The sequence below is a fragment of the Bordetella genomosp. 9 genome, assembly GCF_002261425.1.
Taxonomy (GTDB): Bacteria; Pseudomonadota; Gammaproteobacteria; order Burkholderiales; family Burkholderiaceae_B; genus Bordetella_C.
Map to the genome: position 1 here is coordinate 2216412 of NZ_NEVJ01000003.1, position 20432 is coordinate 2236843.

Annotated in this window: 16 protein-coding genes; 8 read left to right on the top strand and 8 right to left on the bottom strand. The window is 67.9% G+C overall.

Translation table 11 applies throughout. The features are described from left to right. Window positions 1-51 precede the first annotated feature (51 nt). On the bottom strand, window positions 52-2274 hold the full coding sequence (locus CAL26_RS21185) for a glycoside hydrolase family 31 protein (protein WP_094848706.1): 2223 nt from the start codon (window positions 2272-2274) through the stop codon (window positions 52-54). Between the two features lie 265 nt (window positions 2275-2539). Beyond that, window positions 2540-4432 carry an FAD-dependent 5-carboxymethylaminomethyl-2-thiouridine(34) oxidoreductase MnmC gene (gene mnmC / locus CAL26_RS21190; protein WP_179283418.1) on the bottom strand — a complete coding sequence of 631 codons (1893 nt, stop codon included), beginning with the start codon at window positions 4430-4432 and terminating at the stop codon, window positions 2540-2542. A 123-nt stretch (window positions 4433-4555) separates the two neighbouring features. Here mnmC and CAL26_RS21195 point away from each other — a divergent pair, with 123 nt between their 5' ends. Beyond that, window positions 4556-5437 (top strand): inositol monophosphatase family protein, encoded by an 882-nt coding sequence (locus tag CAL26_RS21195; protein ID WP_094850005.1) that lies wholly within the window; start codon window positions 4556-4558, stop codon window positions 5435-5437. 66 nt (window positions 5438-5503) lie between these two features. Here the strand turns inward: CAL26_RS21195 and CAL26_RS21200 are convergent, their stop codons facing one another. Continuing rightward, the gene (locus CAL26_RS21200) at window positions 5504-7252 is read right to left on the bottom strand and encodes an AMP-binding protein (protein ID WP_094848707.1); all 1749 of its coding nucleotides are present in this window, start codon (window positions 7250-7252) and stop codon (window positions 5504-5506) included. Window positions 7253-7420: 168 nt separating this feature from the next. Between CAL26_RS21200 and CAL26_RS21205 the strand changes: the two genes are divergently transcribed. Continuing rightward, window positions 7421-8632: a M20 aminoacylase family protein gene (locus CAL26_RS21205; RefSeq protein WP_094848708.1), complete on the top strand. Its 1212-nt coding sequence runs from the start codon at window positions 7421-7423 to the stop codon at window positions 8630-8632. On the opposite strand, the gene CAL26_RS21210 is transcribed toward CAL26_RS21205, so the two are convergent. Then, a complete protein-coding gene (locus CAL26_RS21210; protein ID WP_094848709.1) occupies window positions 8606-9478 on the bottom strand; it encodes a LysR family transcriptional regulator in 873 nt (290 codons plus the stop codon). The two genes, CAL26_RS21205 and CAL26_RS21210, sit on opposite strands and share 27 nt — an antisense overlap. 161 nt (window positions 9479-9639) lie before the next feature. Between CAL26_RS21210 and CAL26_RS21215 the strand changes: the two genes are divergently transcribed. The 4 genes from CAL26_RS21215 (at window position 9640) to pagP (ending at window position 13377) form a co-directional block, all read left to right on the top strand. Next, window positions 9640-10689: a YeiH family protein gene (locus tag CAL26_RS21215; RefSeq protein WP_094848710.1), complete on the top strand. Its 1050-nt coding sequence runs from the start codon at window positions 9640-9642 to the stop codon at window positions 10687-10689. A 75-nt stretch (window positions 10690-10764) separates the two neighbouring features. Beyond that, entirely contained in the window at window positions 10765-11175 is a 411-nt protein-coding gene (locus CAL26_RS21220) for an acyl-CoA thioesterase (protein WP_094848711.1), read from the top strand. A 13-nt stretch (window positions 11176-11188) separates the two neighbouring features. Next, complete coding sequence (gene mgtE, locus CAL26_RS21225; RefSeq protein ID WP_094848712.1) at window positions 11189-12661, top strand: magnesium transporter; 1473 nt, start codon at window positions 11189-11191, stop codon at window positions 12659-12661. Window positions 12662-12801: 140 nt separating this feature from the next. Further along, window positions 12802-13377, top strand: coding sequence for a lipid IV(A) palmitoyltransferase PagP (pagP, locus tag CAL26_RS21230; protein ID WP_094850006.1), 576 nt, complete (start codon window positions 12802-12804; stop codon window positions 13375-13377). Here the strand turns inward: pagP and CAL26_RS21235 are convergent, their stop codons facing one another. Further along, window positions 13378-14025: a gamma-glutamylcyclotransferase gene (locus CAL26_RS21235; protein WP_094848713.1), complete on the bottom strand. Its 648-nt coding sequence runs from the start codon at window positions 14023-14025 to the stop codon at window positions 13378-13380. A gap of 165 nt (window positions 14026-14190) precedes the next feature. Further along, window positions 14191-14649 carry an Lrp/AsnC family transcriptional regulator gene (locus CAL26_RS21240; RefSeq protein ID WP_094848714.1) on the bottom strand — a complete coding sequence of 153 codons (459 nt, stop codon included), beginning with the start codon at window positions 14647-14649 and terminating at the stop codon, window positions 14191-14193. A gap of 108 nt (window positions 14650-14757) precedes the next feature. On the opposite strand from CAL26_RS21240, the gene CAL26_RS21245 reads away from it, so the two are divergent. Together CAL26_RS21245 and CAL26_RS21250 are read left to right on the top strand one after the other, a co-directional pair. After that, a complete protein-coding gene (locus CAL26_RS21245) occupies window positions 14758-17082 on the top strand; it encodes a molybdopterin-dependent oxidoreductase (protein WP_094848715.1) in 2325 nt (774 codons plus the stop codon). A 156-nt stretch (window positions 17083-17238) separates the two neighbouring features. Continuing rightward, a complete protein-coding gene (locus CAL26_RS21250; RefSeq protein WP_094848716.1) occupies window positions 17239-17778 on the top strand; it encodes a cysteine dioxygenase family protein in 540 nt (179 codons plus the stop codon). Here the strand turns inward: CAL26_RS21250 and CAL26_RS21255 are convergent. Further along, window positions 17775-19469 (bottom strand): thiamine pyrophosphate-binding protein, encoded by a 1695-nt coding sequence (locus CAL26_RS21255; protein WP_094848717.1) that lies wholly within the window; start codon window positions 19467-19469, stop codon window positions 17775-17777. The two genes, CAL26_RS21250 and CAL26_RS21255, sit on opposite strands and share 4 nt — an antisense overlap. Window position 19470: 1 nt before the next feature. Next, window positions 19471-20391 carry a tripartite tricarboxylate transporter substrate binding protein gene (locus CAL26_RS21260; RefSeq protein WP_094850007.1) on the bottom strand — a complete coding sequence of 307 codons (921 nt, stop codon included), beginning with the start codon at window positions 20389-20391 and terminating at the stop codon, window positions 19471-19473. Between the last annotated feature and the right edge of the window lie 41 nt (window positions 20392-20432).

Genomic DNA, 20432 nt, shown 5'->3' on the forward strand with positions numbered 1-20432 from the left:
GCGCGTATGCCGCCCTGCCCCGGTGGGGAGAGCGTGATCGGACGTACGGTATCAGCGGGCCCGGGAAATCCGGACTTCCGCGCCGCGACGCTTGACCTCCAGCCCTTCGGAAGGAAGGATGCGCAGGCCTTCCAGGCCCTTGATATAGCTGGAACCCTGCATTTGCATGACCCGGATCTTGTTGCGCATGACCACGGGATTGTGCATGGGCATGCCGAACATCCAGACCTCATCGAGGATACGGGCGGAATTGAATTCGCCCGTGTGATGCGCGGCCGGTCCCAGGCACAGCATATGGCCTTCGCGGCCGAATACCGGGTATTGGCCGGCATCGCACGTCACGGTCCAGACCGAGCCGCCTTCGTAACGATGGCCGGTGTTCAGATCCCACCAGGCTTCGCCCTTGGGCAGGTATACATGGACCTCGTTGCCGGGCTTGACGATGGGCGCGACCAGCAGCGCGGGACCGAGCAGATACTGCAGGTCCCAGGCGTGCGCATCCGCGTCGCCGGGGAAGGCCATGGCCATGGAGCGCTGGACCGGCAGGCCGGTACGCACGGCGTCTTCCACCGCGCCCAGCACATAAGGGATCAGGCGATAGCGCCATTGCAGCCAGGTGCGCGCATGCGCAAGGGTTTCTTCACCGAAGGCCCAGGGCAGCAGCTTTTCGACGCCTTCGAAGATCAGGTTGGACGAAAAGACGCCGAAGGTCAGCCAGCGCAGGTAGAGCTCCGGCGTCATCGCGTCGGTCGGGGCCGCGGCGTTGCCGATGGCATGGACTTGCACGGGCAGGCCGCTGGCGCCGATCGACAAGGCGGTGCGCAGCGTGTGCTCCAGGCCCTGCCAATCGTTGCTGACGCGCGGACCGCTCTGCCACGGCAGGCGTTGCGCCGCGGGAAACAGGTCGGTGCTGGGCACCACGCCTTCCGGCGGCACCTTGTGGCCGGCGACGGCGTCGAACAGGGCGCGCCGGGCCAGCAGCGGATAGATGGTGCGGAGCGCCGGGCCCGATTCGCCGCCCCGCGCGGTGATGCCGTCGGGTATGGCCAGCTGGATGTCACAGGCCGGCGCGTCCAGGCCGTCTTCGATCAACTGGCGCTGCCGTTCGGCCCACAAGGCGTAGACGTCGCGGTTGGTCAGGTCCAGCAGGCCGAAAGGCTGTCCCGCCGATGCGGCGGTGCCATCGAATACCTGGGCATTGCCGTCGTCGCGGGCCAGCAGCCAGCCGCGGTCTTCCAGTTCCTCGAACAGGGCCGTGTGGCGCAGGATGCCCGGGAATCCGGGCGCGCACACGTGCACGTGATGCTTGTGGAACAAGGCGAACAACTGGCGCGCATCGGGAAAGCGCGCGGCGTCCCATTCGAGCTGCGGCTTGTCGGCCTGGAATGCCCAGGCGGCTGGCGGAGCCAGCTGCACGGCATCCAGCGGCAGTTCCTGGGCGCGCATGCGTTCGATCAGCGCGGTGGTCTGCGTGGCCATTTCGCCTTCGGCCTGGCGCAGCCAGACTCCCATGGCCCACAGCACGGGCTGGCCGGCGCGGCCGGTCAAGGCGGTGTATTGGTTCAGGATTTCGGTGGGTTCGCCGACGAAGAGGAACAGGTCCAGCACCGCGCCGTCCATCGTGACGACATAGGCGCTGTCGGCCGGCTCCGCGCCAAGCGCGTGCTGTACGCGCCGAACGGTATTGACGTAGACACCCCAACCCTTGGGGCTCCATGCGAGCGGCAGCGCGCGGTGCTCGGGATCGTCGGAGACGACGTGTTCGTCGCGGCGATCCAGATCGCCCGGGGTTTCTCCCAGGCCATAGATTCGGTCGTCGCCATCCAGCGCGAAACTGACGGTCCAGACGGCTTCGTCCGTTTCGTCCAGCGCGTTGTGGCCGAAGCCGGGCGCATGCTCGGAGTCATCCGACACGAAGACCTGGGCGTCGCCCTTGAACAGCGCCACGCGCACCGGATCGGTCATGATTTCCAGCGCGGTGTCGCCCTGGGCGATACGCCAGCCGCCGCCATCGCGCGGCGCGATCGTGGCTTCTCCCACGGCTTCCTGCCGGGCGAGCAGCATTTCGGCGATGGCCTTTTCACGCGCGCTGGGCTTGTCGTCCGCCAACGCGTGCGGATGTCCACAGCGGATCCGGAAAACGCCCGGCGCGTGCGGCTCGACCACAAAACGCAAACCGTCGCCCGTATCGAAATCAATTCGGCTGGGGCGAGCGGTCAACAGCTCGACGCTTTCGAGCTGGTTTGTATGCGCAAAATCGAACTTGGGCGGCACCTAGCATCCCCCGCTTAGCCAAATAGCACCAAAAGGCGGTATTTTGACGGATTTGTCGGCTGAAATAAACTCGGCATTGGATTTGCTCCTCGCGGGGCTGCCGCCGGACAGGCCGTATTGGCCGCGCCCGGGGCCGAAGCGGCCGCTTACCTCGGCGGCCGGCGGCATCGGCACCGGCCGCCGCCGACGAGCCGAATCATCCAACGTGCGGCAACGTCTGGCAATTTCGGGCTTCCGCCTCATTTTCCATGCGGACGCCTGGCGGTCAGCCTCCCCTGCCGCCGCCCGCCCCACGGCCCGGCGCGATCGCCGCCATCAGGTCGGATTCCAGGACGGCGGGTTCGCCGCACAGCTGCGCGGCAATGGCGTCGCCCGCCAGGGCGGCCCAGCTCAATCCGCGCGATGCGTAGCCCGTGGCCAGGGACACATCCGGCGCATGCGGCACCGGCCCGATGGCCGGCAGCCTGCCAGGCAGCACGGCCCGCCAGCCCGCCCAGCCCGGCAGCGACCCTGCGGACGCCTCGAACCCCCGCATCGCGCCTGGCGCGAGCAACCCCGCCGCCTTGGCGATATTGGTTTCCTGCCCCTCCGCCGTTACCAGGCTCACGGCCGCGCCGTGCGCATAGGTACTGCCGGCCACGCACCCGCCATCCACGGCGGGCAGCAGATAGCCTTCACCGCCGACGATGCAGCGCGGACCGCCAGCCAGTCCGGCGGCCGGCAGCAAGGTCACTTCTCCCGCCAGGGCGTGCATGCGGGCGACCAGCGGCAAGGCATGGAGCAGTTCGCTGGCCGCCAGGATGTCGCGCGCGCCGATGGCATTGGCCAGCACCACGTGGGCAGCCTGCCCGATCTCCCGGCCGCCGTCGTCGTACAGGCGCCAGAGGTCCGCGCGATGTTCGATGCGGCGGACCGCGGCGGGCACGAACGCGGCACCCGATGCGGCCATCAAGGCCTGGATCAGGGCGGGCGGGCGCACCAGCATGCCGGCCGCGAAGTAAAGGCCGCCGCGCGACAGCGGCAGGCCGGCCAATTCGCTGGCCTGTGCCGCGTCGACGCCGCGCACCCAGGCGTCCGGAAACGCCAGCGCCCGCAGGACCGACGCGGCATCGGCGGCACGGCCGGCGTCGCGCGACAGCTGCAGGGTGCCGCACTGCCAGGGACGCGCCTCGGCGGGCAGACCGCGCCAGCGGGCCTGCGCGCGATGGCTGCCGGCTCGTGACAGGCGCGCCCGCGCATTGTCGTCGCGCGCGACGAGCGGGGTCAGCGCGGCCGCCACATGCCCTTGATGCACCGATACCGGATGCGCATCGAACAGCATGACGGGTACGCCACGCAAGCCCAGCGCATGGGCCAGCGAGGCGCCGGCTATCCCCGCACCGACGACCGCGACGTGGGACGGCGGCGGCGCGGCATCCGGCCGCGCGCCCGGGTGGACGGCCACCGTCATGTGGACCTTGCCCGCGAAGCCACGCCGCTTGGACACGGCGAAGCCGGCCTCCTGCAAGCCACGGCGCACGGTGCCGGCGCTGCACCAGGTCGCGGCCGTGGCGCCCGCCGCCGCATGGGCCCCCAGGGCCCGCATCAGCGCGGGCGTCCACATGCCGGGATTGCGGTCCGGCGCGAAGCCGTCCAGGAAGAACGCGTCGGCGACGAAATCCAGCGCCGGCACCAGGGTGGCGGCGTCGCCGAAGCCGAGTGTCAGCGTCACCGCCCCGCCCTCGAATTCCAGTCGATGCACGCCGGGCAGCAAGGGCGGCCACTGCGCCAGGAGTTCGCTCGCCAGCGCCGCCGTGGGACCGCCGGCGGCGTAACGGCGCAGCAGGGTCGCCAGATCGTCCGGGCGCAAGGGATGCGCCTCGAACGACACCATATGCAGGCGTGCCGGCCGCTGCGGATCGTCGCGCCAGGCGCGCCAGAGCGCGAGGAAGTTCAGGCCCAGCCCGAAACCGGTTTCACACACGGTGAACGCGGGGCGCCCGCGCCAACGGTCCGGCAAGCCGTTGCCCTGCAGGAACACATATCCCGCCTGCGCCCAGGCGCCATCGGCGGGGTGATAGACATCGTCGTACTCGCGGCTGTACGCGATCCCGTGCGCGTCGATGACGGGATCGGCGGGAATCAAGGGCCGATAAGCAACACTGGAGGACTCGAACATGGGGGGTTACATCGTGTGGATACTATGTGCGGCGTAGAATCAATCTATCGGGCAGCCATCTTGACCGCCCGCCGCATCGCGCCGCGCGCGAAGTGGAACAACCCTGATTATCGCCAGACAAGCATGCAACCCTCCGCGCAAGCCACTTCCCATCAAGTGCCCATGGATCTGTGCGCAGCCCTGGATGCCGCGGTCAACGCCGCGCACGCCGGGGCCGCGATCCTGCAATCCTACGCGCATCACCGTGCCGACCTGGTCATCGACCGCAAGGCGCGCAACGACCTGGTGTCCCAGGCGGATCGGGAAGCCGAAGCCGCCGTCATCGAAGTCCTGCGCGAGCGCACGCCGCAGTACGGCATCGTGGCCGAGGAAACCGGCGGCAAGGTCGAGGGCGAGGCCACCTGGTATATCGATCCGCTGGACGGCACCACGAACTTCCTGCATGGGATTCCGCACTACGCGGTGTCCATCGCTTTGATCGCGCGCGCGGGAGCCAAGGTGGACGGCGGCGCGCCGCTGGCCGCGGATACCCCTGTCGTGGGCGTCGTCTACGACCCCTGCCGCGAAGAACTGTTCAACGCCATCCATGGCGTCGGCGCATGGCTGAACGGCCATCGCATCGCCTGTTCGCGCACGCCTTCGCTGGACGACGCGGTGTTGGCGACGGGATTCCCGTTCCGGGACTTTTCGTTCGCGCAGCAATACATGCCCACGCTGCACGATGCCATCAACCAGACCCGCGGCGTGCGCCGGCTGGGCGCCGCCGCGCTGGACCTGGCGTGGACGGCGGCGGGCCGCTATGACGGCTATTGGGAAATGGGCCTGGCGCCCTGGGATGTCGCCGCGGGCACGGTCATCGTGCGCGAAGCCGGCGGCGTGGCGGAAGACATGCATGGCGTCGACAGCTGGCCCATCGGCGGCTACGTGGTGTCCGGCAACAAGGACGTCGCCGCCGCGTTGAAAGCCATGATCGCGCCGCACCTGACCGGGAAAACGGCGGGCTGAACCGAACCCGCCGCGCCGCGATTCAGCGGCGCACATGGCCGAAAAATGGACGCGCCGCGCCGCTTCCTAGCGGGCGGCGGCCTCCCGCGGGGCGGTTGCGCATGGGGCGGCTTGCCCGGCCGCGGGTTCGCGGGTAGCTGATTCCAGCGCCGCCGCTTCCCGCAGTTCACGCCGCAGGATCTTGCCGACATTGCTTTTGGGCAGCTCGGTGCGCAACTCGATCTCGCGCGGACACTTGTAGCCCGTCAGCCTCTCGCGGCACCAGGCATTGATCTCGGCTTGCGACAGGGCCGCGTCGCGCGGCACGATGAAAACCTTGACCACTTCGCCCGACCGTTCGTCTTCCACGCCGATCGCCGCCGCTTCGAGCACGCCGGGATGGGACACGATGACTTCCTCGACTTCATTGGGATAAACCTTGAAGCCGGAGACGGTGATCATGTCCTTCTTGCGGTCGACGATGCGGATATAGCCGCGCTGGTCCATCGTACCGATGTCGCCCGTACGGAAATAGCCGTCCGCCGTCATGACTTCGCGGGTTTCCTGCGGACGCTGCCAATAGCCCCGCATGACCTGCGGTCCCTTGATGCAGACCTCGCCGCGCTGGCCTTCCGGCACGGCATCGCCGCGATCGTCCAGGATGGCGACGTCGGTCGACGGAACGGGCAGCCCGATGGTGCCGGAAAACGCCAGGGTATTGGTGGGATTGACCGTGGCGACCGGCGCCGTTTCCGACAGGCCATAGCCTTCGATGATGGGACGCCCGGTCATCGTGCGCCAACGTTCCGCCACGGTGCCCTGCACCGCCATGCCGCCGCCGAACGTCAGGCGCAGCGCGGAAAAGTCCAGCGCGGCGAACGCGGGATTGTTGGCCAGCGCGTTGAACAGGGTATTGACGCCCGGGAAGATATTCACCGGCAGATCGCGCCAGGCCTTGATCAAGGCGGGCTGGTCGCGCGGATTCAGTATGAGCAGGTTGCGCATGCCGGCATGCATGCCATACAGGCCGCAGACCGTCATCGCGAATACGTGATACAGCGGCAAGGCGCTGATGATGGTGAGCTGGCCAGGCACGTCGTGCAGCGCCGGCCAGGCCACGGCCTCGGTTTGCAGCACATTGATCGCCAGGTTGCGATGCGTGAGCATGGCCCCCTTGGGCGTACCGGTGGTGCCGCCGGTGTACTGCAGGACGGCCAGATCCTCCATGGACAGCACCGGCGGCTCGAAACCGTGGCGCCTGCCGATCGCCAGCGCCCGCGACAGGGGCAGCGCGCCTTCGATCCGCCATTGCGGCACGGCCTTCTTGACGTGCCGCGCCACCAGATTCACCACCGTTTCCTTGACCCCGCCCAACAGGTCGCCCACGGCGGTGACGACGACGTGCTTCAGTTCACCACGGTCGGCGACGTCCTGCAGGGTGTGGGCGAAGTTCTCCAGCACGACGATGACCTGCGCGCCGCTGTCCAGCAGTTGCCGCTGCAGCTCGGCCGGCTTGTACAGCGGATTCACATTGACCAGCACATGGCCCGCGCGCAGCGTGCCCAGCATGCAGGCCAGGTAGGCGGGGACGTTGGGCATCATCAGGGCCACGCGGGCGCCCTGTTGCAGCCCCAGCGATTGCAGCCATCCGGCGAAGCACCTTGCGTGGCGATCCAGCGTCTCGTAGCGGATATCCGTGCCCATCGCCGTGCAGGCCACGCGGCTGGCGTAGCGTTCGCAGGCCCGATCCAGCAGGTCGACCAGCGACACATAGGCATCGACCGAAACGTCTGCGGGCACGCCGGCGGGATATTCGGCCAGCCATGGACGCTGCATGGTGTTGTCTCCAATTTAATAAAGGCCGTGTTTGATGATACGCTCAATCGTCCAGCCGCCGCCACGCGGCGGCCGGCCGTTCCGACGGCCCCAGGCGACCCCTCGCGGTCTCCTGCCCCCAGTCCAAACTTGCCGCGCCCGCGCGGGCGCGCAACCTATCGGTGCCTCATGAAACTGCTCGAACCCATCGTTGCCTGGCAAGCGGAACTCGCCGCCATCCGGCGCGACCTGCATGCCCATCCGGAATTGTGTTTCGAGGAATTCCGGACCGCCGACGTGGTGGCCGGCAAGCTCGAGGAATGGGGCATTCCCGTGCACCGCGGCCTGGGCGGCACCGGCGTGGTGGGCACCATCCGCGGCAATGGCCCGGGCACGCGGGCGATCGGCCTGCGCGCCGACATGGATGCCCTGCCGATGCAGGAAATCAACACGTTCGAGCACGCCAGCCGCCACCCGGGCAAGATGCACGCGTGCGGCCATGACGGCCATACGGCCATGCTGCTGGGCGCCGCCCGCTACCTGGCCCAGCACCGCGATTTCGACGGCACCATCTACGTGATCTTCCAGCCCGCCGAAGAACACGGCGGCGGGGCCAAGCGCATGATCGACGATGGACTGTTCCGCGAATTTCCCATGGAAGCGGTGTTCGGCATGCACAACTGGCCGGGCATGGCGCAGGGCGCCTTCGGGCTGACCGATGGACCCATCATGGCGTCCAGCAACGATTTCCGCATCACCATCACCGGCAAGGGATCGCATGCCGGCATGCCGCACCTGGGCATCGATCCGGTCATGACGGCGGTGCAGCTGGCGCAATCCCTGCAGACCATCATCACGCGCAACCGGAACCCGCTGGATGCCGCGGTGTTGAGCATCACGCAGATCCATGCGGGCAGTGCCGACAACGTCGTTCCCACGCAGGCCGTCATGCGCGGTACGGTGCGCACCTTCACGGTGGAGTCGCTGGACCTGATCGAGGAGCGCATGCGCGAAATCGCCGTGCATACCTGCGCGGCGCTCGCCTGCGAGGTGGATTTCGATTTCCAGCGCCACTACCCGCCCACCATCAATCACCGCGCGGAAGCCGCGGTATGCGCGCAGGTGATGCGCGACCTGGTGGGCGCGGACAACGTGAACGACCACGTGCAGCCTTCGATGGGCGCGGAAGACTTCGCTTTCATGCTGCAGGAAATCCCCGGCTGCTATGTCTGGATCGGCAATGGCTGGGGCGACCACCGCGTGGCGGGCCACGGCATGGGCCCCTGCATGCTGCATAACGGCAGCTACGATTTCAACGACGAATTGCTGGGGCTGGGCGCCACGTATTGGGTCCGGCTGGCGCTGGCGCGCCTGTCAGGCGCGGCACATCTCCAGGAATAGCGCGGCCGCCCGCGCCGGGGCGGATGCATGCGGCAGCAGGATGCTCAAGGTGCGGGTCAGGCCGCCCGCGCCGACGCGCAGCGCCACCAGCGCGCCGTCTTCATGGCGCATCGACATGATGGAAACAAAGCCGATGCCCAGGCCGGCGCGCACGGCCTGCTTGACGCCTTCCACACCCGCCAGTTCCAGCGCCACGTCGGGCGCCAGCCCTTCGGCCTGGAAGGCGCGCTCGACCAATCCCCTGACCCCGGAACCCTGTTCGCGCATCACCAGCGGATAGGCGGCGATGTCGGCCAGCGTGGCGCTGTCCTGGGCGGCCAGGGCGTGATCGGCCGGGACCACGGCGACGACTTCGTCGGCCCGCCATTCGTACACCGAGGTATCCGCCGGCAAGCCCGCCGGGATATCGCCTTCGATGAACGCCATGTCCAGTTGCGGCAATCGCTGCACGATTTCGCGGGTATTGCCGTCCGATAGCTGCAATGCGACCGCCGGGTAACGGGCGCGGAAGGCCGCCACCAGGGCGGGCAGCACGTAGCTGGCGGGCGTGGTGCTGGCGCCCAGCTGCAGCGAACCGGAGGCGATGCCGCGCCATGCATCTCGGACGCCGCGCGCCTGCGCGTAGGCATGGCGCAATTGGCGCGCGTGTTCGACCAGGCGTTCGCCGGCGGACGTCAGCGCGATGCCGTGGCCGCTGCGGCGGTACAGGGGCTCACCGAACCATTCCTGCAAGGCCCGCAACTGGCCGGATACCGCCGGTTGCGACAGGTGCAGCAGCTCCGCCGCGCGGCTGATATTCCCGGCTTCGGCGACATAGGCGAAGGTCAACAGTTGTTCCGGCGTCATGGTCCCGCCAAGATATCAGAATTTCCGATACTAGACATCAAATATGCAAAGTTTTCAAATAAACCCGGCAAACGTAACATTACCAGCAGTTATTTAGGTCTGCCGCGCGGTCATAACAGGAAGGGCTTTCCTGTCGCGGCCGGCCCTGGGAATCGACGCGTATGAATACCACCACCGCCAGCCTGCCGCTGGCAACCCCCTGGCGCGACAAGCTCAACGGCGTGCTCTTCGTCGGCTTGCTGTCCGCCGCCGTGGTCCAGCTGGCCAGCCTGCCTTTCCTTCGCAACCTGGGCTTTTCGCCGCTGGTCGTCGGCATCGTCTGCGGGATGATCTACGGCAATTTCCTGCGCGGCACCATGCCGCACGACTGGAGCACGGGCGTGAATTTCGCGGCGCGGCGGCTGCTGCGCATTGCCGTCGCGTTCTACGGGCTGAACATCAGCATCCAGCAGATCGCCGCCGTCGGCCTGCCCGGCCTGGCGGTTTCCGTGGCGGTGGTGGTGGGCACGCTGGTCATCGGCACCGTCGTCGGCCAGCGCCTGCTGGGCCTGGACCGCGATACCGCCATGCTGACTTCGGCGGGCAGCGCCATCTGCGGCGCGGCGGCGGTGCTGGCCTTCGAGCCCACGCTGCGCGCCCAGCCCCACAAGAGCGCGGTGGCGGTGGCGACGGTGGTGCTGTTCGGCACCTTGTCGATGTTCCTGTATCCGGTCCTCTACCATGCGGGATGGCTGAACCTCGACACCCAGCACCTGGGCATTTATATCGGCGGCACGGTGCATGAAGTCGCGCAGGTCGTCGGCGCGGCCAGTAACGTCGATCCGGCGACGACCGAAGTCGCCACCATCGTGAAGATGACGCGCGTCGCGCTGCTGGTGCCGGTGCTGCTGGTGCTGGGCCTCTGGTTGCGCCGGGCGGCCGGGGCCAAGGCCCAGGGTGGCCATGGCGCCGCGCGCCTGCCCATTCCATGGTTCGCCGTCGGTTTCCTGGCGCTGGCGATCGTCAACTCCTTGAACGTCGTGCCGGCCGACGTGGTGACGCAGGTGCGCAAGCTGGACGTTTTCGCCTTGACCATGGCCATGACGGCGCTGGGCATCGAGACACGCTTCAGCCAGATCCGCAAGGCCGGACCGCGCGTGCTGGCGCTGGGCCTGATCCTGTACGCGTGGCTGGTTTTCGGTGGCTACGGGCTGGTGAAGCTGCTCGGCTGAACGGTCAGGCAGCTGTCACGCGACGAGGACGAAATTCCGTCATAATCGGCCGGTTATCCGTAAGGAGCCGGCCCCATGTCCGCCAGTAAAACCTCGCCCTTCGTCAGCCTGCCCAAGGAACGCGACCCGGTCCTGCGCGTCATGCCCATGCCCGCGGACGCCAATGTGCATGGCGATGTGTTCGGCGGCTGGATCATGGCCCAGGTGGACATTGCCGGGTCGATCCCGGCGGCACGCCGCGCAGCCGGCCGCGTGGCCACCATCGCCGTCAATAGTTTCCTGTTCAAGCAGCCCGTCTTCGTCGGCGACCTGTTGAGCCTGTACGCCGACGTGGTCAAGACAGGCACCACGTCCATCACCGTGTCCGTGGAAGTCTACGCCCAGCGCCAGCGCCTGGACGCCGAAGTCGTGAAGGTCACGGAAGCCACCCTGGTCTATGTCGCGACGGACGACGCCCGCCGCAGCCGTCCCCTGCCCGCACTATGACGGGCAAGCGCGTATGACCGAAGCCGACATCGTGCAAAAGCCGGCCGCCGCGCCGCGCCGCCTCGACCCGGAAGACGCCCAGCACGCATTGGGCGAAGTGCAGGAACTGCTGCGCCGGCAGGAGCTGGTCGCCAGCCTCGTGCACCGCCAGGAAGAAGGCGACACGCGGCAGAACCTGGTCGAGCAACTGGTGCAGCGGCAGCACGAAGCCGAACTGAAGGCGCTGGTCGACGGGCTGCACCCGTCCGACATCGCCTTCATCCTGGAATCGCTGCCGAAGGACGAGCGCCAGGCGGTCTGGAAGCTGGTCAGCGCCGAACACGATGCCGACGTGCTGCTGGAAGTCGAAGACTGGGTCCGGGAATCGCTGATCGAGGCGATGGACCGCCAGGACCTGGTGGCGGCGACCGAAAACCTGGACGCCGACGAACTGGCGGATCTGGCGCCCGACCTGCCGGCCGACGTCGTCGCCGAAGTCCAGAAGGGCCTGACCGACGAGGAACGGGCCCAGTTGCTCGAAGCCATGGGCTATCCCGAAGACAGCGTCGGGGCCATCATGGATTTCGAGATGGTCCGGGTGCGCGAAGACGTCACGCTGGAAGTCGTCTTGCGCTACCTGCGCCGGCTGCATGAACTGCCCGATCACACCGACCAGATTTTCGTCGTGGATCGCCAGGACAAGCTGCAAGGCATCCTGCCATTGTCGACATTGCTGGTCAGCGAACCGGATATCGCGGTGCGCGACGTCATGAGCACCGATTACCTGACGCTGGCCGCGCTGGATTCGGACGCGGACGCCGCCGGCGCCTTCGAACGGTACGACCTGGTATCGGCCCCGGTGGTCGACGACCAGGGCCGGCTGATCGGCCGCGTGACCATCGCCGACGTCGTCGACGTCATGCGCGAAGACTCGCAGGAACAGGCCCTGTCGCGCGCCGGCCTGCAGGAAGAAGACATCTTCGCGCCGGTGGCCATGGCCCTGCGCAACCGCGCGCCCTGGCTGCTGTTCAACCTGTGCACCGCCGCCACCGCGTCCTTCGTCGCCTCGCGCTTCGAGGGCACCGTCAGCCACATCGTCATCCTGGCCTTCCTGATGTCCATCGTGGCCGGCATCGGCGGCAACTCCGGCAACCAGACCATGACGATGATCATCCGCGCCCTGGCGGTCGGCCGTATCACCGGCCGCAACCTGTGGCAGCTGGTCAAGCGCGAACTGCTGGTCACGCTGCTGGTGGGACTGTGCGGCAGCCTGGTGGCCGCGCTGTTCGCCTGGGGCATTTCCGGCTCGGTATCGATCGCGCTGGTCATGATGGCCGCGATGATATGCAACATGCTGGTGGGCGCCTCGTTCGGGGTGCTGGTGCCCATGTTGCGCGACCGCTTCGGCAAGGATCCGGCGATCGGTTCGTCGGTGTTGCTGACCTTCGCCACCGATTCGCTGGGATTTTTCATCTTCCTGGGCCTGGCCACGGTGTTCCTGCTGTAGGCCAATTCCACGGCGCTTCAACGGAATGGCGCGGGCGCGCCCTGGCGGCGTAGCAAACGCTTGCGCATATGGAGATTCGCGGCAGGCACTTCAACGCGACGGAAGTGTCACACCGCGGTCATCATTACTTCCTTCCCGCAATGAAGTCCTCGTTCGTCCACGCCGCCCGGCGTGCCGGCGCCACCGCCGTGATCGCGGCCGCCACCGCCCTGCCCTTGACCGCGCAAGCCTGTGACAACGTACCCGACTGGGCCCAAGGCGCGTGCAATCGCCTGGGCCAGATCTGGAACCAGGGCAACGACGAGCTGTACGTCACCGGCTATGCCTGGCACAACCGTGCCGCATATTCCGCCGACAAGATCAAAAGCTTTCGCGAGGAAAGCTGGGGCGGCGGCTGGGGCAAGGGTATCTATGACGAGGACGGCGACTGGCAGGGCCTGTACGGCATGGCCTTCCTGGACTCGCATGGGCACGTCGAACCCATCGCGGGCTACGGCTACCAGAAGATCGGCCGCATCGGCGACAACTGGCGTTTCGGCATCGGCTACACGGCGTTCCTGACCGCGCGCGAAGACATCTTCCACTACATCCCTTTTCCCGGGATATTGCCGCTGGCGTCCGTGGGCTATGACAAGGCGACGTTCTACGCCACCTACATCCCCGGCGGCAAGGGTAACGGCAACGTGCTGTTCATGTTCGGCAAATGGACGTTCTGATCAGAATGCCGACACCAGGCGCCGCACCAGCGCCCCCAGGCGGCAATCGCTGATGCCGTGGTCGCGCAGCGCCCGTTCGGTTTCCAGCACGTAATCCAGGCAAGCCCCGGATCGGCCCACGGCGGTGCGGATAACGTCCAGCCGCCGCTCTTCGGCCACGTCGCCGGCATAATCGGCGCACGCCCGGTTCAGGAGAAACGCCAGCCCCGCCACCGGCCCCTGCTCGCTATGGCAGACCAGCCAACGTGGCGTATAGGCCCCGCCTATCATCTCGCGCTCCCACAAGCCGGCGAACGCGGCGGGCACATCGGCCGCGCCGATGCGGAACACGACCCCACGGCAGCAGCCGCCGCGATTCAGCCCAAACACCAGCCCTGGCGCCTGGTCCGAGCCGCGATGATGACGCGACCACAGGCAAAGCGAGCGGTGATAGCCGTGGATACTGGCCAGGCGCCGCTCCTGCCAGGGAAAGCCGGGGCGCCAGATCAGGGAGCCGTAGGCGAATACCCAAAGATCCGCCTTGCCATCCCAGCTACCGGGAAATCCGTCCGGCAGCGCGGCCTCGGCGCCCGTACAGCCGGTTTCGATGCGTTCTAAAAGGGCGCCGGAAAATGGCGCGGCGGGTTCGCCGGAGGGCACCGCGGACATGCTGCTCTATCTCTATCGGCTACGAATTGGAACAAAAATATCGTACGCCCGCGGCAGGGAAAAAACGTTGCAAGATCACTGCTTTGGAATCGAATGAAATGGAAATTGCGTTCTCGTTGTACGCCGGCAACGAAAAACCTTTCCATCAATCCGAGAAATTCAGCATTACAGGCCGTCCAAGGGCAATTCTGTCGTGCTCTTGATGACTTCCATGGAAAAGCTGGCGCTGACGTCCAGCAGGTCCACGGCATCGATCAGCCGGCGATAGAAGCGGTCGTAGGCCGCCATGTCCTCGACCATGACCTTCAGCAGGTAGTCGATGTCGCCCGCCATGCGATGGAACTCGACGACGTTCGGCAGCGCCTGGACGGCGTCGATCAGCCGCCGGGTCCACTTGGCGCTGTGCTGGCTCGTCTTGATGGTCACGAAGACGGTCAGCTTCAAGCCCAGCGCGTTGGGGTCCAGCAGCATGGCATGCCGGGCGATCACGCCGTCATCCTTCAGCTTCTGGATGCGGCGCCAGCACGGAGTCACCGACAAGTTGACCTGTTCCGCGATTTCCGCGACCGAACAGGCGGCGTCTTTCTGCAGCAGGCTCAGGATCTTGATATCGGTCTGATCCATGGATTTTCCTCGGCGCGGCCGGCGCCGCAAAGGGGGCCATCTTGCCCTTTCCGGCCGACGGCGTCCATCGGAGGCCGCCCGGGCGCTTTGTGTTAAACCACCGGGATCATGACATCCACCCTGCAACGCTATCCCTCGCTGTCGCACTGGGGCGCCTACACGGCCGTGGTGCGCGACGGCCGGCTGGTGGCCTGCGAGCCGTTCGCCGGGGATCGCGCGCCTTCGCCGATGATCCACGCCATGCCGGACATGGTGCACTCGCCGCTGCGCATCGCGCGGCCCGCGGTGCGCGAGGGCTGGCTGCGCCGGCGCGGGACGGACGCGGCGACGGCCCACGGGCGCGGCACGGACCGCTATGTGGAAGTCGGCTGGGACACCGCCCTGAAGCTCGTGCACGAGGAGCTTGCGCGCGTGCGGGACGCGCACGGCGCGCAGGCGGTTTTCGGCGGGTCCTATGGCTGGTCGTCCGCGGGACGCTTCCACAATGCCATGAGCCAGACGCGGCGCTTCCTGTACGCGGGCGGCGGCTGCACGGACCAGGTCGGCAACTACAGCTGGGGCGCCGCGCAGTTCCTGCTGCCGCACGTGATCGGCACCTGGCAGCCTCTGACGGGCAAGGTGACGGATTGGCACAGCGTGGCCGCCCACACCCAGCTGATCCTGGCCTTTGGCGGCATGCCGCTGCGCAATGCGCAGGTGATCGCCGGCGGCGCCGGCGATCACACCACCGCCCACCACCTGCGGCGCACCGTCGGCCAGGGTGCGCGCGTCGTGATCATCTCGCCCACCCGGGGCGACATGCCGGACGGCATACCGGCCGAATGGATACCGATCCGTCCCAATACCGACGCCGCGCTGATGATAGGCATGGCCTATGTGCTGCTGGAATCCGGCCGCCACGACGCCGGTTTCCTGGACAGGTGCTGCCACGGCTTCGCGCGCTATGCGGCCTACCTGCGCGGCGATACCGACGGCCAGCCCAAGACGGCGGCATGGGCGGCGGCCATCTGCGGCGTCCCGGCCGGCACGGTCAGGCGCCTGGCGTTGGACGCCGCCGGCTGCCGCTCGCTGGTGAACTGCACGTGGTCCTTGCAACGCGCCCATCGTGGCGAACAGCCTTATTGGGCCTGCATTGCGCTGGCCGCGATGCTCGGGCAGATCGGCCTGCCGGGCGGCGGTTTCAGCTTCGGACTGGGATCCATCAATAGCGCCGGCAACCCGCGCACCGACGCCGCCGTGCCGCAGCTGCCAGAAGGTTCGAATCCGGCGGCCAGTTCCATACCGGTGGCGCGCATCGCCGACATGCTGCTGGATCCGGGCGGCGCCTATCGCTTCAACGGCCAGGACTACCGCTATCCCGACGTCCGGCTGGTGTACTGGGCGGGTGGCAACCCCTTCCACCATCACCAGGACCTGAACCGCCTGCAGCGCGCCTGGCAGCGTCCGGAGACCATCGTCGTCCACGAATCGTGGTGGACGCCCACCGCGCGGCGCGCCGATATCGTCCTGCCGGCCACCACCACGCTGGAGCGCAACGACATCGGCGCGTCTTCCCGCGATGGCCATGTCTTCGCCATGCATCGCGCCTTGCCGCCGCAGGGACAAAGCCGCGACGACTTCGACATCTATCGCGAACTGGCGGCGATGGGCGGGTACGAGGACCCCTACGCCCAGGGCCGGGACGCCTGGGGCTGGTTGCGGCACATGTATGCCGGCATGCGCGCGCAGTGGGCCGCGGCGGACGGCTTGCCCGACACGCCGGACTTCGAGGACTTCTGGCGGCGCGGCCATCTGGCCCTGCCCCCGCCGCGGCGGGACTTCGTGCTGTTCGAGGACTTTCGCAAGGACCCGTCCGGACATGGCCTGCGTACGCCTTCCGGCCGGATCGAACTGTATTCCGAACGCATCGCCGGTTTCGGCTACGACGATTGCCCGGGCCATCCGGCCTGGCTGCCGCCGGTCGAATGGCTGGGATCCCCCACGGCCAGCCGCTATCCGCTGCATCTGGTCAGCAGCCAGCCCGCGCGCCGCCTGCACTCGCAGCTGGATCCCGCGCCCTTGTCGAATGCGGGCAAGATCCAGGGACGCGAGCCTGTCCGCATCCATCCGTCGGATGCCGCCGCGCGCGGCATCGCCGACGGCGCGCTGGTGCGTATCCACAACGACAGGGGCGCCTGCCTGGCGGGCGCCATGCTGGACGACGCCGTGATGCCGGGGGTGCTGGTGATGTCGACCGGTGCCTGGTTCGATGCGGATGCCGGCAGTGCGAGGCTCGAGCGGCATGGCAACCCCAACGTCCTGACGCTGGATGTCGGCACGTCGCAACTGACCCAGGGCAGCAGCGCCCTGTCGGCGCTGGTCGACATCGAGCCCTGGGACGGCCCCGCGCCGCCCATGCGCGCGTATGAAGTGCCGGTCGGAGACCCGGCCTGACCGCGGCGCGGCCGCACCCTCCACGTTTGCCCGACGACGGCCGCGCGGCCGGAAGCAATGACATTCCAATATCGTCCCGGCCGACGGGCAAATGAGCAAATTATTTGCTCAACTGTGCCCTTACCATGGAATTTATCTGCACCTCCCGGATAAGCCATGCAATCCCATACCCCGCCTGCCGGCCTCGCCCCGCTCTGCGACGCCATCCTTGCCGCCCGCGACCTGTCCGGCCAGGGTCTGCTCGGAGCCCTCGCCCAGGGCGTGGCCAGCGCGGATCCCGCCTGCGCGCTGGACCGCGTCTGCCCGCAAGCGCTGGCGACGCCACAGGGCGGCTATTCGCGGCACGTCGCCTACGCCGACCCGCAGGGCCGCTACACGGTGGTGTATCTGGTGTGGCCGCCCGGGCAGTTCAGCCCGGTGCACGGCCACCACACCTGGTGCGCCTATCGCGTCGTCAGCGGCGAACTCACGGAAACCCTGTACCGCTGGGACGAAGGTGCGCGCTGCGCGCACGTCGTGGAGCAGGCCAGCCGCCGGCCCGGTGATATCGTGACCGCCGCGCCCGGGCTGGGCCAGGTCCATCGCCTGGGCAACGCGGGCGACACCGTTGCCGTATCGCTGCACGTGTACGGCGTCGATGCCCAGGCGCTGACGACGGGCGTGAACCACGTCGTCAACGCAGCGGCCATGCACTAACCCATCCACTGGCTCACGGGCGCCGCGGCATCCTGCAGCGGCTGGGCCACGATATCGACCAGGGCCGGTCCGTCATGCTCCATGGCGGCGCGCAACGCGCTTTCCAGTTGCGCCGGATCTTCCACGCGCCAGGCCTTGACGCCATAGGCTTCCGCGATGCGCGCATGATCCGTGCGGTCGAAGTCCACACTGTAGTAGCGCTGGTCGTAGCCCGCCTTCTGGCTGGCCTTGATCCAGCCATAGACCGAATTGGAGAACACGATCATGAGCAGCGGCGCCTTGTGCCGCACCACGGTCTCCAGCTCGCCGACGGTGAAACCGAAGCTTCCATCGCCCATGACCGACACGCACTTGGACTGTGGCCGGCCGAACCAGGCGCCGAAGGCGGCCGACAGGGAATAGCCCAGCGCGCCGTGGGCGCGATTGGTGATGAACTGCCGGCCCGGCCGCGCCGCGTCGTAGTACGCGGAGAAATACGGGCAAGGCGTGCCCGGGTCCGCGCAAACGATGGCGTCGTCGGGCAACAGGCGGTTGAGCGTCTTGACCACGCGCTCCGGCCGGATGGGCCGTTCGTTGGACGATGCCAGCGCATCCAGCTGTGCCGCCCGGGCCGCCCGCGCCCTGCCCGCCAATACCGCGCCGTCGGCGGCATCGGCGCGTCGCCGCGCCAGGCGCGGCGCCAGTTCGATGTTCAGTGCCTCCAGCGCCAACCGTGCGTCGCCGATCATGCCGACCTCGGTGCGGTAGTTCGTGCCCACCACCATGGGATCGACGTCGATATGCAGGATGGTCGTGTCGCGGCTAGGGAAGCGCCAGTGCTCGGTCGAGGTGGAGCCGGCGCGGCAGCCGACGAACAGCACCACGTCAGCCGCCGCCACCACGTCGCGGGTGGCCAGCACGCCGCCGTTGGACCCGACCACGCCCGCGTTCAGGGGATGCGTGTCCGCCAGGCTGCCCTGGCCGCTCACGGTGACGCACACGGCCGCCTTCAGCGATTCGGCCAGCGTGCGCAAGGCCTCGCTGGCGCCTGCGATGACCACCCCGCCGCCGCAGATGACCACCGGCGCGCGCGATTCCGCCAGGATGGCCGCGGCGCGCGCGACGTCCGCGGGGTCAGGGGCGTAGCGCATGGCGGGAAAGCGGCCGTGTTCGGGCTGCGCCCAGATATCCGCGGCGTCCACCTGCTGCTTCATCACGTCGTAGGGGAAGCACAGATGCGCGGCGCCCGGCTTACCGCCGGTCATGGCGCGGAATGCCGCGCGCACCATCCCGGGAATCTGGTCGGCGCGATCGATCGTCCGGTTCCACTTGGTCAAGGGGCGGTATAGCGCCTCCTGGTCCAGCTCGGTGAGCGGATAGCGGCCACGCGAGCCGACCGCGACGTCCGACGTTATTCCCAATACGGGAATCGACGATTCATTGGCCTCCACCAGACCCGGCAGCAGATACGTGGCGCCGCCGCCGCTGGGGCCTTCGCACACGCCGACCTTGCCGCTGACCCGCGCATAGGCATCGGCCATATAGCCCGCGCTGCGCTCGTCGCGCGTCAGGACATGGCGCATGCCGTGATCCAGCCGGTGCAAGGCGTCGTAGAACGGCAGGCTGGTGTCGCCGCACAGCCCGAAAATGTGTTCCACGCCATACGCCTGCAGCATGCGCACCATGGCTTCGGCGCCGTTCAGTTGGTCCATGTCAGTTTTCCAGATTGATGTGGTTGGTCTTGATGAACTGATCCCAGCGCTGGTATTCGCGCTTCACGTAGGCGTCCAGCGTCGGGCCGTCGGAACCGATGACCTCGAACCCGGCCTCGGTCAGCTTGCGCCGCACCTCGGGGTCCGCCAGCACCGCCTGGAAATCGGCGGTCAGCGCCCGCACCGTGGCGGGCGGCGTCTTGGCGGGGGCGAACATGCCGCTCCAGGAATAGGCTTCGAAGCCTGGAAAACCGGATTCGGCCACCGTCGGCACGTTCGGCAGGTCGGGCAGGCGCTTTTCGCCCGCGACGGCCAGCGGCTTGATCTTGCCGGCCTGGATCTGGCCGCGCAGCGCGGCATAGCTCAACCAGGTCATGTCCGCCTGGCCTCCCACCACGGCCTGTACCGCCGGCCCGCCACCGCCATAGGGCACATGCAGCAGATCCACGCCGGACAGGCGCTTGAGCTGCTCGGGCGCAAGGTGGTTCAGCGAACCGACGCCGGTCGAGGCGAAGTTGTATTGCTTGCGTGGGTTCTTGCGCGCGGCGTCGAAGAAGGCCGCCAGCGTATCGCCAGGCACGTGGGGGTTGGCGCCGATCACCAGCGGGAAACGCACCGTCTGGCTGATGCCGACGAAATCCTTGAAGGTGTCGTAGGGCAGGTTGCTCTTCGCGGCCGGGTTGATCGCATGGTTGTCGAAGCTGACCAGCAGCGTGTTGCCGTCGGGCGCCGCGCGCGCGACGAAGCCCGTGGCGATCTGGCTGGCCGCGCCGGCGCGGTTTTCGACGATCACGGGACGGCCATGCAGGCGCTCGGAAAGCTTGGGCTGCATGATGCGCGCCAGGATGTCGGTACTGCCGCCCGGGGGGTACGGCACCACCAGGATCAGCGGCTTTTCCTCGGCCGCGCGCGCGGCGGGCATGGCAGCCAGCACGCCGCACAGCGTGGCGCATAGCGCCGCCC

Coding starts and splice junctions, on each gene's coding strand:
- CAL26_RS21240 (WP_094848714.1), bottom strand. CDS start 14,649: ATGGATCAGACCGATATCAAGATCCTGAGCCTGCTGCAGAAAGACGCC.
- CAL26_RS21250 (WP_094848716.1), top strand. CDS start 17,239: ATGCAATCCCATACCCCGCCTGCCGGCCTCGCCCCGCTCTGCGACGCC.
- CAL26_RS21220 (WP_094848711.1), top strand. CDS start 10,765: ATGTCCGCCAGTAAAACCTCGCCCTTCGTCAGCCTGCCCAAGGAACGC.
- CAL26_RS21205 (WP_094848708.1), top strand. CDS start 7,421: ATGAAACTGCTCGAACCCATCGTTGCCTGGCAAGCGGAACTCGCCGCC.
- pagP (WP_094850006.1), top strand. CDS start 12,802: ATGAAGTCCTCGTTCGTCCACGCCGCCCGGCGTGCCGGCGCCACCGCC.
- CAL26_RS21200 (WP_094848707.1), bottom strand. CDS start 7,252: ATGCAGCGTCCATGGCTGGCCGAATATCCCGCCGGCGTGCCCGCAGAC.
- mnmC (WP_179283418.1), bottom strand. CDS start 4,432: ATGTTCGAGTCCTCCAGTGTTGCTTATCGGCCCTTGATTCCCGCCGAT.
- CAL26_RS21195 (WP_094850005.1), top strand. CDS start 4,556: ATGCAACCCTCCGCGCAAGCCACTTCCCATCAAGTGCCCATGGATCTG.
- CAL26_RS21235 (WP_094848713.1), bottom strand. CDS start 14,025: ATGTCCGCGGTGCCCTCCGGCGAACCCGCCGCGCCATTTTCCGGCGCC.
- CAL26_RS21215 (WP_094848710.1), top strand. CDS start 9,640: ATGAATACCACCACCGCCAGCCTGCCGCTGGCAACCCCCTGGCGCGAC.
- CAL26_RS21260 (WP_094850007.1), bottom strand. CDS start 20,391: ATGCCCGCCGCGCGCGCGGCCGAGGAAAAGCCGCTGATCCTGGTGGTG.
- CAL26_RS21245 (WP_094848715.1), top strand. CDS start 14,758: ATGACATCCACCCTGCAACGCTATCCCTCGCTGTCGCACTGGGGCGCC.
- CAL26_RS21255 (WP_094848717.1), bottom strand. CDS start 19,469: ATGGACCAACTGAACGGCGCCGAAGCCATGGTGCGCATGCTGCAGGCG.
- CAL26_RS21210 (WP_094848709.1), bottom strand. CDS start 9,478: ATGACGCCGGAACAACTGTTGACCTTCGCCTATGTCGCCGAAGCCGGG.
- mgtE (WP_094848712.1), top strand. CDS start 11,189: ATGACCGAAGCCGACATCGTGCAAAAGCCGGCCGCCGCGCCGCGCCGC.